The sequence below is a fragment of the Candidatus Pelagibacter sp. HIMB1695 genome (assembly GCF_052047655.1).
Lineage (GTDB): Bacteria > Pseudomonadota > Alphaproteobacteria > Pelagibacterales > Pelagibacteraceae > Pelagibacter.
This window is the reverse complement of the sequence record NZ_JBNAJT010000001.1, coordinates 16,162-28,210: the sequence shown is the minus strand read 5'-3', so window position 1 is coordinate 28,210 and position 12,049 is coordinate 16,162. Positions and strand designations below refer to the sequence as shown.

The following is a 12,049-nucleotide window of genomic DNA, read 5'->3' as shown; positions in this document are numbered from 1 at the left end:
ATGATTATCAATCGCATATATTGACGCATATATCAATACTTTATTTAAAATTGCTAAATATAGAGAATTTTTATTTCCAGTCGCCGATTTTGCTAAACAAGAAATTTCTAAACGCTTGAACTCTAGCTGTATTCTTTAAAGATTGAGGATAAACAAAATGTGCCTCAGTTATTGGACCTTCGACTTTTGGAAGTACTTTAATTACATTGTTTGAATTTGTAACTAAATATTCAGGAAGTGCAGCCAATCCTACCCCAGACTCTACTGCTAACAATAATCCCATTACACTATTTACCTTCATGATTGATTTTCTTTTTTTACCATCATGCATTCCAATTTTTAATGCCCAATCTGGATTATAAACTGGAGAAGGTGCTCCTTTTCCAAACGAAATAAATTTATGTTTATTTAGATCATTTATTGTTTTTGGCATTCCATTTTTTTCTAAGTACTTATTTGATCCATATATATAATATTTAATATCAACTAGCTTTTTTTGAATATAATTAAGCTGTTTTGGCCTTCTCATGAAAATTCCAATATCAGCCTGTCTTGTACTTAAATCTAATTCTTTATCATCAAAGACTAATTCAATCTCAATCTCTGGATTAAGTCTCATAAATTCTTGAATTCTAGGCGTTAACCAGTGAGTACCAAAACTTCTTACTGTTGTTATAGTTAATTTTCCTGTTGGTTTATTTTTTTGATCACCTAGAGATGTTTCGACTTCTTTTAACTTACTTATTACTTCATGTGCAGTTTTAAAAACATATTCACCGTTTTCTGTAAGTGTTAATCCTCTTGCATGTCTTTCAAATAGTTGTACTTTCAAATCTTGTTCTAGGGACTGTATCTGTCTACTGATTGCAGATTGGCTAAGGTTTAAATTTACAGTAGCATTTGTAAAACTTCCAGCTTCTGCGACTGCATGAAAAATTTTTAATTTATCCCAATCCATTATTTATTAACATCCACTAATACTCTTCCAGAAATTTCACCTTTTAAAATTTTAGGATAAGTTTCAATTAGCTCCTCTAAACCTACTGTTAAAACTGATTTTTCAAGCAATTCAAAATCAATTAATTTTGAAGCTTCACCCCACATAAATTCTCTTCTTTTTATACTGCAATTTGCAGAATCCATTCCCCAAACCTTAATACCTCGTAACATAAAAGGAAGTAAATTGGTGTTAAGCTCATTACTATTTGCATTTCCACATACAGCTATAATTCCATTAGGCTTTGTTTGTGCAATTGCGTTTGCTAAAATTTTTCCTCCAACAGTGTCTACCACTCCGTCCCATAAACCTTTATCTATTGGTCTTGGGTCTTTATCAAATTCAGCTCTATTTATAATGTTTTTTGCTCCTAAAGATTTTAAATAATCTGACTTACTTTCTTTTCCAGATACTGCAGTTACATTGTATCCTAATTTTGTTAAAACCATTATTGCAACACTGCCAACGCCTCCGGTTGCTCCTGTTACCAAAACATCATTTACTTTTTCCCCAAGCAAAATACTTTCTCTTGCTTGAATTGCAAAAGCACTCATTAAAGAAGTTAAGCCTGCTGTCCCTAGAATCATTGCCTGCTTGCTGCTTAAGTTATCAGGTTTTTTTACTAGGAAATCTGCATTGACTTTTGCTATCTGAGAATAACCACCAAAAAATACTTCTCCAACTCTAAAACCAGTTAATATTACTTCGTCACCTGATTTAAATTTTGAATTTTCACTTTCTATTACTTTTCCTGAAAAATCTATTCCTGGTATGTGCGGATACTCTTTTACTAGTCTTCCACCATTCTTTAGAATCATTCCATCTTTAAAATTTAAATCTGAATATTCTACCTGAACAGTTACATCTCCATGTTTTAAAAAACTTCTATCTAAAGATTTTACTTCTTTAGAAAAATTTTCACCTTCTTGATTAAGAACTATTGCTTTGAATTGATCAGACACTTTAATCTTTTAGCGTAGTGCTAATAAATCGTAAATATCTATTTTGAAAACTTAAATCTTCTTTAAATTGACCTAAATAATAATTTGTTACCGTAGTTGCTTGTTCTTTTTTAATTCCTCTCATAGTCATACACTGATGAGTTGAATCTATTGTTACTGCAACACCTTTTGCATCTAATGATTCCATTAAAGTATTTGCAATTTGCATTGTAAGTCTTTCTTGTGTTTGAAGTCTTTTAGAGAATACCTCAACTACTCTTGCAAGTTTACTTAAACCTACAACTCTTTCTTTTGGAATATAAGCAACATGAGCTTTTCCAATAATTGGTGCCATGTGATGTTCACAATGACTTTGAACAGAAATATTTTTTTGGACAACCATGTCATCATATCCCTCTACGTCACCAAAAGTTTTATCCAAAATTTTATCTGGATCTTCTTTGTAACCTTTAAAATATTCTTTAAATGCTTTAACAACTCTTTTTGGAGTTTCTAATAAACCTTCTCTATTTGGGTCTTCTCCCATCCATGTTAAAATTGTCTTAAAAGCTTCTTCAGCATCTTTGTCTGAAACTTGCTTATTTTCATTTAACTTGTTGTCAGTGTCTTTTACTAATTTCATAGCGCCTTTTTATACAGTAATTACCTAATTTTAAAATATTTATTATATCTAGATATGTGCTACATAATCACATTCTATGTTCAAAAAAAGAGAAAATATCTACGATATCGAGGAAGGAAATCTTCTTTCACCAAAATTTGACAATGATGGCTTAATACCTGTCATTACAATGTGTTCAAAAACCAAAGATATTTTAATGCACGGCTATATGAATGTTGAAGCATTAAAAAAAACAATTGAAACCAAAGAAGCTCACTACTTTAGTAGATCTAGAAAAGCAATCTGGCACAAAGGTAAAACAAGTGGCTTTACTCAAAAAGTAACTGAGATCAGAATTGATGACGATCAAGACTCAATTTGGTTAACAGTTGATATAGGAGACGGTGCTAGTTGCCATGTTGGATACAGATCATGCTTTTATAGATCTATTCCTATGGGACCAATTGATAATGGACGTAAAGTAGAAATGGAATTTCTTGAAAAAGAAAAAAAATTTGATCCTGAAGAAGTTTATAAAGGACAACCAAATCCTACTAAAATTTAATGAGTGAAAAACAAAAAAATGTTCTAGGCGAAGATCTAGAAGAATGCTCCAATGATCCATTAACAGGTTGGTTTCGTGATGGTTGTTGTAACACTGACGAGAATGATCATGGACTTCATACAGTTTGTGCTAAAGTTACTACCGAATGCTTAGAGTGGATGAAAGAAGCAGGTAACGATTTAATTACTCCACATCCTGAATTTGGGTTTCCAGGTTTAAAAGATGGAGATGGATGGTGTTTGTGTGCTAGTTGGTATGCAAGAGCAGTTGAAGCTGGTAAAGGATGTCCAATATTTTTGAAAAGAACCCACGAAAACACTCTTAAATATGTGCCTATTGAAACTTTAAAAAAGTTTGCAATAGATTTGTCCTAATTTACATATTTCCATATCTTGGTCCGCCACCACCTTCTGGTGTCACCCAAGTTATGTTTTGTGAAGGTTCTTTAATATCGCAAGTTTTACAGTGAATACAATTTTGCGAATTAATTACAAACTTATTAACATCATTTTCTTTCTGCACTTCGTATACTCCAGCTGGACAATATCTTTGCGCAGGTTCATCAAATTTTTCTAAAGTGTATTTGATAGGTAAATCAGGATCTTTAAGTTGTAAGTGGACAGGTTGATTGTCAGCATGGTTAGTTCCTGTAAGATAAACTGAACTAGTTTTATCAAAAGTTATTACATTATCGTACTTTGGATAATCAATTTTGGGCATTTGACTTGCAGGTTTTAATGTTTCATGATCTGCATGTTTATGTTTAAGAGTGAACGGAAGCTTTCCTCTAAACAAAATTTGATCAATACCTGTAAAGATAATCCCCAAAATTAATCCCCAACTAAAACTAGGTTTTACATTTCGGGCCTCAAATAATTCTTTATATAACCAACTTTTTTTAAATTTATCTTCATAATTAGATAAATCTTTATTTTCTTTTAAGTGTTCTTGAATAGTTTCAGCTGCAATCATTCCACTTTTCATTGCAGTATGAGAGCCTTTGATTTTAGGCATATTTAATGTACCAGCATCACATCCTACTAGTAAGGCACCTGGCATAAACATTTTAGGTAAACTTTGAAATCCTCCCTCGATTAATGCTCTTGCGCCATATGAAATTCTTTTTCCTCCCTCTATTATTTTTTTAATTGCTGGATGAGTTTTAAATCTTTGAAACTCATCATATGGAGATAAATGCGGATTTTTGTAATCTAATCCTATTACATAGCCTAAAAACACTTGTTTATTTTCAGCGTGATACATAAAGCTTCCACCGTAAGTATTGTTATCAAGTGGCCATCCAGCTGTATGCATTACTAGTCCTTCTTCATGATTTTTTTCTTCTATTTCCCAAATTTCCTTAAAACCAATTCCATATTGCTGGGGATCTTTTCCTTTACTCAGTTCAAATTTTTGAATTAATTGTTTTCCTAGATGACCTCTGCAACCTTCAGCAAAAACTGTTACTTTTCCCAAAAGCTCAATGCCTGGTTCAAAACTATCTTTTTTGTTGCCCTCTTTATCTATACCCATATCTTGGGTAGCTACTCCTTTAACAGAGCCGTCATCATTATATAAAATTTCACTTGCTGGAAAACCTGGAAAAATTTCTACACCCAAAGCTTCTGCTTGTTCAGCTAACCATCTACATAAGTTAGCTAAACTAATAATATAATTTTTATGATTTTGCTGAACTGCTGGTAAAAGCCAAGTTGGCCAACTTAAAGATTTTGTTTTTCCTAAAAATAAAAATTTTTCTTTTGTTACTTTTGTTTTAATAGGTGAGTTAAGTTCTCTCCAATTAGGTAATAGCTCATCTAGAGCTCGTGTTTCAAAAACATTCCCGCTCAAAATATGAGCTCCTATTTCTGAAGCTTTTTCAAGCAAACAAACATTCAAATTTGAATCTAATTGTTTTAATTTAATTGCAGTCGCTAATCCTGATGGGCCACCACCAATGATTACAACATCATATTCCATAGATTCTCTAGACATAATCTAGTTTTTAACTGTAAGGATTATTTTTGTATAGTGTTTAATTTGTTCAGCTCTTCCATGAACTGGGGTAAAGCTTCAAAGAGATCTGCTTCAAGTCCGTAATCTGCAACACTGAAAATTGGAGCTTCACCATCTTTATTAATTGCAACAATAACTTTACTTTCTTTCATGCCCGCTAAATGCTGAATTGCTCCTGATATTCCAACAGCTATATATAAATCTGGCACAACAACTTTTCCAGTTTGTCCAACTTGATGATCGTTGCTTATATAACCTGCATCAACTGCAGCTCTTGATGCTCCAATAGCTGCTCCAAGCTTATCTGCAATTTCAGTAATTAATTTAAAGTTATCTCCACTTTGCATTCCTCTTCCGCCTGACACAACAATTCTAGCTGTACCAAGTTCAGGTCTATCAGATTTAATTTCTTCTCTTTTTACAAATTTAGTATTTGAAAATTCTTCACTAGCATCAACTTTCTCAATTGGTGCTGAGCCTCCTGAGCTTTCACAAGGTTCAAATGAAGTTGGTCTAATAGTTACACATTTTTTTGCATCATTACTTTTAACTGTTGCAAAAGCATTTCCAGCATAAATTGGTCTAACAAAAGTATCAGATGATATTACTTTGATAATGTCACTAACTTGTGAAGTATCAAGATGAGCTGCAATCCTTGGCATTAAATTTTTACCAAATGTATTTGCTGAACAAATAATATGAGAATAATTTTCTGCTAGTTTAACCACAACCGGAGCAAAATTTTCTGCAGTGAAATTTTCATAGTGTGGTGCTTCAACACTTAACACTTTTTTAATTACCGAAAGTTCTGATAATTGTTTTGATGCCTCTGCACTATTATTTCCAATTATCACAGCATGAACTTCACTATCAATTTGTGAAGCTGCTGTAGCTGCATTTAATGTAAATGGTCTTAACTCTTTATTATTATGTTCTGCTATAAGTAAAACTGCCATTATATTACCTTTGCCTCATTTTTTAATTTTTGAACCAATTCTGCTACATTAGCTACTTTTATACCCGCTTTTCTTTTTGGTGGCTCTTCTACTTTAATTTGCTCTACCCTTGGAGAAGTATCAACACCTAGATCAGATGCAGAAATTTCTTCAATTGGTTTTTTCTTCGCCTTCATTATGTTTGGGAGAGATGCATATCTAGGTTCATTTAATCTTAAATCGCAAGTTACAATCGCAGGTACATTTATTTCAATTGTTTCAAGTCCCTCATCAATTTCTCTAGTAACTTCTAGTTTATTTTCTTTTACATCAATCTTTGATGCAAAAGTTGCTTGTGGCCAATTTAATAATGCACTCAACATTTGACCTGTTTGATTACAATCATCATCAATTGCTTGTTTTCCCATAAAAACTAAATCTGGTTTTTCTTTTTCAACAACCTTTTGTAAAATTTTTGAAACAGCTAATGGTTCTAGTATTCCATCTGCTTTTACATGAATTCCTCTATCTGCTCCAACTGCTAAAGCTTTTCTAACAGTTTCTTGAGCTTTTTCTTCACCTACAGTTATTGCAACCACTTCCGTTGCCTTTCCTGCTTCTTTAATTTTTACTGCCTCTTCGATTGCATTATCATCTGGTGGATTAGTTGACATTTTTACATTGTCTGTAACTACACCAGTGCCATCCTCTTTAACTCTTATTTGAACGTTGTAATCAATAACTCTTTTTACCGCTACTAAGATTTTCATTAAGCTCTCAACAAATTATTTTCTGAATCGTATGGACTTTCATCTAAAATGGTAGCTTCATACATTTCACCTAATATATCAACTTGTAATTTGTCACCCACATTAGAACAATCAGGCTTTACCATTGCAAGAGCTATTGATTTATCTAATCTAAATCCAAACTCACCGCCTGTTGCTCTTCCAACAACTTTACCGTCTTTAAATATAGGATTATTTCCTAGAACATCTGCATCTTTAGTATTGTGAACTTCTAAAGTTACTAATTTATTGTCAAAACCTTTTTCTCTCCATTTATTAAGTGCTTCTAAACCAATAAAGTTTCCTTTATTTGGATGAATAAATCTGTCTAGTCCAGACTCATAAGGAGAATATTCAATCGATAATTCTGTTCCAACCAACTTGTAAGATTTTTCTACTCTTAAACTATTCATTGCTCTGATACCGAAAGGTTTAATTCCTAAATCTTTACCAGCTTCCATTAATTTATCAAAAATATGATTTTGATACTCTATCGGATGATGAAGTTCCCATCCAAGTTCACCAACAAAATTTACTCTCATGGCATTAACTGGTGCATATCCTACATTCACATTTTTTGCTGTAAGCCATTTAAAGTTTTCATTAGAAAAATCATCTGTCGAAACTTTTTGCATTAGTTGTCTTGCTTTAGGTCCAGCTACTACCAATACACCAGTACTATTTGTTAAATCCTCAAAAATTACAGATCCATCATCTGGCATCCATTTTTGAATCCAATCATGATCTAATCTTAAATTTGCTCCAGCTGATACTAAATAATAGCTATTCTCAGCTTCTTTCATGATTGTAAATTCTGAATGCACACCACCTTTAGTATTTAATGCATGACATAGATTTATTCTTCCTATCTTTTTTGGAAGTTTGTTTGCAACTAAATAGTCTAAAAACTCTTCTGCTTTAGGTCCTCTTATTCTGCATTTTGCAAAAGCAGTCATATCTAAAAGACCAACATTTTCTTTTACGTTTTGACATTCCTTTTTAATTGCATCAAACCATTTTGATCTTCTAAACGACCAATCGTCTTTTTGTTCCATTCCATCTGTTGCAAAAAAATTAGGTCTTTCCCATCCAAATTTTTGTCCAAAAACTGCCCCTAAATTTTTCATTCTTTCGTAACATGGAGCTGTTCTTAAAGGTCTTGCTGCAGGTCTTTCCTCATCTGGATAGTGAACTATAAAAACATGACTATAAGCTTCTTCATTTTTAGCTTTTAAATAAGATTTTGTTGCATAGTTTCCATATCGTCTTGGCTCAACTCCCAACATATCAATTGTTGGTTCACCGTCTACAATCCATTCAGCAAGTTGCCAACCAGCACCACCTGCTGCAGTTATTCCAAAACTATGACCTTCATTAATCCAAAAATTCTTAAGTCCCCAGGCAGGTCCAACAATTGGATTTCCATCAGGTGTATAACAAATTGCTCCATTATAAACTTTCTTAACTCCAACTTCTCCAAAAGCAGGAACTCTGTGTATTGCTCCTTCAATATGTGGAGCTAATCTATCTAGATCTTCTTGAAATAATTCGTATTCAGAATTCTTTGATGGTCCTTCTACATAACATGCTGGTGCACCATCTTCATAAGGTCCTAAAATTAATCCACCCGCTTCTTCTCTCATATACCATCTGCTGTCGCTATCTCTTAAAACACCCATTTCTGGTAAACCATCTTTTTTTCTTTGTTGAATAGCAGGATGTGGTTCGGTTACGATGTATTGATGTTCAACAGGAATAACTGGAATGTCTAATCCAACCATTTCACCAGTTTGTCTTGCAAAATTTCCAGAACAAGAAATTACGTGTTCACACTCTATTGATCCTTTATCTGTTTCAACAATCCATCCATCTTTTGTTTGTCTCATTGATAGAACAGTTGTGTTTCTATAAATCTCTGCGCCCCTATTTCTTGCACCTGTAGCTAAAGCTTGTGTTAAATCTGCTGGTTGGATATATCCATCTTCTGGGTGTTGAATAGCTCCAACTAAATCATCTGTATGACATAAAGGCCAAATTTCTTTTACTTGTTGTGGAGTTAAAAATTTTACATCTACTCCAATCGTTCGAGCGACACCTGCGTACTGATGGTACTCATCCATTCTATCTTTTGTACTTGCCAAACGAATATTTGAAACAACACTAAAGCCAACATTTTTTCCAGTTTCCTCTTCTAAAGTTTTATAAAGATTTACTGCATACTTATGTAACTGTCCTACTGAATAACTCATATTAAACAATGGTAGTAAACCTGCAGCATGCCAAGTTGAACCAGAAGTTAACTCTTTTCTCTCAACAAGGACTACATCAGACCAACCTTTTTTTGCTAAATGATAAAGAGCACTGACACCAACTACTCCACCACCAACTACTACGACTTTAGTTTTTGTTTTCATTTTGTGATTCCTACTAAATTTTTATTAGTAACGAAACAAAAATGTATCTGTGGATAATCAAATTGAGCTACCGAGGGGAATTGGACTTGAGACCATTGTGGTCAACCAGCAATCTTTTAAAACTCCTTCGTCTGTATATTTTTCAACCTGCCAATTGAACTTATGATAAATTTTGTCGTTATCTAAAATGATGACCTCAAATTGGGCCCATTTGTCACTACTGCCAAGCTCTGTGATAGTGTGGCTTAGATGATTAATCATCATTTTATAGGAGGCTCCTTTGATCATTCGCTTAAAATTACCTAGAGGTCCTGTAACTCTTTTATTATTCGGGTGAGCAAAGGTCCAAGTTTGCTCTATCCCTCTATCTTTATATTCTAAATCATTTTGTTTGAGACCATTAAGTTGAATTTCTATAACTTCTTTTGGAGTAATATTTTTGTTTGGATTTACCAGTTCTGAATATGAATAAACGGTAGTTAAAAATAGAATTAATAAAGTACTAAATATTATTCGCAGTTTTTCTAACATCTTCTAAGAACTCTTGTCTTTTTGAGTCGCTTACAAAGGGTACTGCAAAATATCTTCGATAGGTAATGTTATATATGCCACACATATGAAATACCCCTCTTTTAAGTCTTCTAATCGGTAAATTTAAAAAAAATGTAGTGATAGCTAGTCTTGGTGAACCATATGTACAAAAAATTACGGCTTTCTTTTTTCTTAAATTACCAATTGGATAACCATAGTTTCCAACTAGTTGCTTAAATCTAAATGCCCAAGGTGGTGCCAATACTTTATCAATCCATCCTTCAACAATTGCTGGCATTCTAAAATTCCATATTGGTGCAACTAATACAATTGTATCGCACTCTTCTATTCTTTTACGATGATCTAAAACTTCAGTACCTGGTTCTTCTCCAGCAAATACAGGATCAAATTTTTCTTTATATAAATCTACAACGTCTACTTTATTGCCTTTTAATTCTGATTGTTTGATAAATTCATTTTTAATTGCTGCATTGAATGAATTGTCATTATAATGACCGTAAACTAAGAAAATTTTTTTCATGATTTTTAATTAACAAAAAAAATCAAAAAAACTATAAAATTATTCTTTATTCTGAAGTTTTGTACTTACTATTGTTAATTATATAGACAAATAAAATAGGTAAAATTAGTGTTAATAAAGTTACAACAATTAATAATATACCAAGTTCTGAATAATCAGCAGTAGTTTGAATTTCACCTGAAACTTTATCTTTTACTTCTCTAGTAACTGTAAAAATTTGATTTAAATATTTTGTTCCTAAAGCACTTGCTGAAAGAGCTAAATTTGTGAAAGAAGCAAAGACTGCAAAAAAAGTTGCTTTAAGATGTGAAGGAGCATTTTTAGCAATCCAAGCTAATAAAGGAATCATTGATACCTGTCCCAATGGAGACTCTAAAGCAGTATTAAGTATCGCTATAAATTTAGCATCAACTACGCCTCCAGTTAATGAGGCGGTCCAATTATGAAATCCATAATACATTCCTACACTTGGCAAAAATAAAACAGCACCAGCTATACTTAATACGACAATAATTTTTGCAATTGAGTTGTTGGCCATAAATGGTCTTAATAAAACAATTCCAGCCAATGTTAAAATTGATGCTAGTAAGGACAAAATTGAAAAGAACTGCTCATTAAAACCAAGTTCATCAATTTCAAACCACGTAAGACCAGGACCAGGGCCTGGCATTGCTCTAAATATAAATATAATTACTGCAGTACCAACAACTGTTAATCTTAAATTCTCTGGCAACTCTTTGATGAGTTTAAACATCAAAAATAAAATTATGATAACTGAACCAATAAAAACGATCTCTTGTGCAAAGGGAACTTTGAAAGATCCAATAGATAAAGTGAAAATAACAAAAATTAAGCTTCCTCCAAGGATCCACCAATTAATTTTAGTTTTCTCAGATCCTCTTTCCTCTTTAAGTTCAAGTCCTTTAGATTTTAAATTTTGAATTTTTTTATTTCTTAAATATTTTGCTAAAAATACTCCTAAGATTGAAACAACTGGAATAACTAAAGCATATAAATAAATTTTACCGTATAGAGCAATTTTAGCAGTCTGTTCTAAGCTATCTACATCTCTAAATAAAATTACATTTACTAAAGCAACTAAAACAGTGCCTCCAATAATTGCAAAACGACCAAGAGTTTGCATTGTCGTATGCATAATTTTAACTTGATCTTTACTGTAATCATTTCCACTCTCATCAGTTAGTGGCACAGCTTCAACAGTCATAGCATCAGCAACGACATCTTGAATTACATAACCAACAGGAGCTAAAATTACGCTAATTACAAACCATGTCTCAACTGTGAAAATTTCAGACATGTCTTCTGTATGAATTATAAGCCCATACATAATCAATAAACTTAATGCGATTAAAGAAGCGCCAAAGTAAACCATATAATTTTTTCTATCCCATATAAGATCAACTAAATGACCTAGAGGCATTTTTAATGCCCACGGAATACCAACCCAAAAACCAAGCCCCGCTAAAAATGCTGCAGATAAATTTAAATAATCTTTAACAAAAAAAGTTCCAACTATTCCAGTTAATCCAGAAATACCCGCTGCAACATAAACCATTAAAGGGGGTAGATAAGTCCATTTAAATTGTCGGCCTAAATCTAAAAAAGTACTGTCTAAAAATTTTATAACTTTATTCATAAAAACTATTTTTACTTATTATAAACAATTAAGGAAAAATAT

Annotated in this window: 12 protein-coding genes; 2 read left to right on the top strand and 10 right to left on the bottom strand. The window is 32.5% G+C overall.

All coding sequences use genetic code 11. From position 1 onward, the window contains the following. Window positions 1-70: 70 nt before the first annotated feature. From ACTTAX_RS00150 to folE, 3 genes are read right to left on the bottom strand one after another with little or no spacing between them, the layout of a single operon-like run. Window positions 71-958 carry a LysR family transcriptional regulator gene (locus ACTTAX_RS00150; protein ID WP_075506134.1) on the bottom strand — a complete coding sequence of 296 codons (888 nt, stop codon included), beginning with the start codon at window positions 956-958 and terminating at the stop codon, window positions 71-73. Next, window positions 958-1,959, bottom strand: a complete 1,002-nt coding sequence (locus tag ACTTAX_RS00145) for an MDR family oxidoreductase (RefSeq protein ID WP_440691994.1) — start codon at window positions 1,957-1,959, stop codon at window positions 958-960. Before ACTTAX_RS00145 ends, ACTTAX_RS00150 begins: the two co-directional genes overlap by 1 nt. Before the next feature lies 1 nt (window position 1,960). Then, window positions 1,961-2,581, bottom strand: a complete 621-nt coding sequence (gene folE, locus ACTTAX_RS00140; RefSeq protein ID WP_075506136.1) for a GTP cyclohydrolase I FolE — start codon at window positions 2,579-2,581, stop codon at window positions 1,961-1,963. A gap of 76 nt (window positions 2,582-2,657) precedes the next feature. On the opposite strand from folE, the gene hisI reads away from it, so the two are divergent. Continuing rightward, entirely contained in the window at window positions 2,658-3,125 is a 468-nt protein-coding gene (gene hisI / locus ACTTAX_RS00135; RefSeq protein ID WP_075506137.1) for a phosphoribosyl-AMP cyclohydrolase, read from the top strand. Then, window positions 3,125-3,499 (top strand): DUF2237 family protein, encoded by a 375-nt coding sequence (locus ACTTAX_RS00130; RefSeq protein WP_072090395.1) that lies wholly within the window; start codon window positions 3,125-3,127, stop codon window positions 3,497-3,499. Before hisI ends, ACTTAX_RS00130 begins: the two co-directional genes overlap by 1 nt. 1 nt (window position 3,500) lies before the next feature. Here ACTTAX_RS00130 and ACTTAX_RS00125 read toward each other — a convergent pair whose 3' ends face one another. Genes ACTTAX_RS00125 through ACTTAX_RS00095 form a run of 7 tightly spaced genes read right to left on the bottom strand, consistent with a single transcriptional unit; the run spans window position 3,501 to window position 12,007 of the window. Further along, window positions 3,501-5,120, bottom strand: coding sequence for an electron transfer flavoprotein-ubiquinone oxidoreductase (locus ACTTAX_RS00125; protein WP_440691992.1), 1,620 nt, complete (start codon window positions 5,118-5,120; stop codon window positions 3,501-3,503). Between the two features lie 23 nt (window positions 5,121-5,143). After that, a complete protein-coding gene (locus ACTTAX_RS00120; protein WP_440691990.1) occupies window positions 5,144-6,097 on the bottom strand; it encodes an electron transfer flavoprotein subunit alpha/FixB family protein in 954 nt (317 codons plus the stop codon). Next, complete coding sequence (locus tag ACTTAX_RS00115) at window positions 6,097-6,846, bottom strand: electron transfer flavoprotein subunit beta/FixA family protein (protein WP_428079801.1); 750 nt, start codon at window positions 6,844-6,846, stop codon at window positions 6,097-6,099. Before ACTTAX_RS00115 ends, ACTTAX_RS00120 begins: the two co-directional genes overlap by 1 nt. Next, on the bottom strand, window positions 6,846-9,278 hold the full coding sequence (locus tag ACTTAX_RS00110; RefSeq protein WP_440691989.1) for a GcvT family protein: 2,433 nt from the start codon (window positions 9,276-9,278) through the stop codon (window positions 6,846-6,848). Before ACTTAX_RS00110 ends, ACTTAX_RS00115 begins: the two co-directional genes overlap by 1 nt. Window positions 9,279-9,335: 57 nt before the next feature. Beyond that, entirely contained in the window at window positions 9,336-9,809 is a 474-nt protein-coding gene (locus ACTTAX_RS00105; protein WP_440691987.1) for a hypothetical protein, read from the bottom strand. Further along, window positions 9,781-10,350, bottom strand: coding sequence for an NAD(P)H-dependent oxidoreductase (locus ACTTAX_RS00100; RefSeq protein ID WP_440691985.1), 570 nt, complete (start codon window positions 10,348-10,350; stop codon window positions 9,781-9,783). The genes ACTTAX_RS00105 and ACTTAX_RS00100 overlap by 29 nt, the downstream gene beginning before the upstream one ends. A gap of 46 nt (window positions 10,351-10,396) precedes the next feature. After that, on the bottom strand, window positions 10,397-12,007 hold the full coding sequence (locus ACTTAX_RS00095; RefSeq protein ID WP_440691984.1) for a hypothetical protein: 1,611 nt from the start codon (window positions 12,005-12,007) through the stop codon (window positions 10,397-10,399). Window positions 12,008-12,049 lie beyond the last annotated feature (42 nt).

Bases quoted from the DNA above. Each gene is read 5' to 3' on its own strand.
- ACTTAX_RS00150 (WP_075506134.1), bottom strand. From the start codon at position 958: ATGGATTGGGATAAATTAAAAATTTTTCATGCAGTCGCAGAAGCTGGA.
- folE (WP_075506136.1), bottom strand. From the start codon at position 2,581: ATGAAATTAGTAAAAGACACTGACAACAAGTTAAATGAAAATAAGCAA.
- hisI (WP_075506137.1), top strand. From the start codon at position 2,658: ATGTTCAAAAAAAGAGAAAATATCTACGATATCGAGGAAGGAAATCTT.
- ACTTAX_RS00130 (WP_072090395.1), top strand. From the start codon at position 3,125: ATGAGTGAAAAACAAAAAAATGTTCTAGGCGAAGATCTAGAAGAATGC.
- ACTTAX_RS00125 (WP_440691992.1), bottom strand. From the start codon at position 5,120: ATGTCTAGAGAATCTATGGAATATGATGTTGTAATCATTGGTGGTGGC.
- ACTTAX_RS00120 (WP_440691990.1), bottom strand. From the start codon at position 6,097: ATGGCAGTTTTACTTATAGCAGAACATAATAATAAAGAGTTAAGACCA.
- ACTTAX_RS00115 (WP_428079801.1), bottom strand. From the start codon at position 6,846: ATGAAAATCTTAGTAGCGGTAAAAAGAGTTATTGATTACAACGTTCAA.
- ACTTAX_RS00110 (WP_440691989.1), bottom strand. From the start codon at position 9,278: ATGAAAACAAAAACTAAAGTCGTAGTAGTTGGTGGTGGAGTAGTTGGT.
- ACTTAX_RS00105 (WP_440691987.1), bottom strand. From the start codon at position 9,809: ATGTTAGAAAAACTGCGAATAATATTTAGTACTTTATTAATTCTATTT.
- ACTTAX_RS00100 (WP_440691985.1), bottom strand. From the start codon at position 10,350: ATGAAAAAAATTTTCTTAGTTTACGGTCATTATAATGACAATTCATTC.
- ACTTAX_RS00095 (WP_440691984.1), bottom strand. From the start codon at position 12,007: ATGAATAAAGTTATAAAATTTTTAGACAGTACTTTTTTAGATTTAGGC.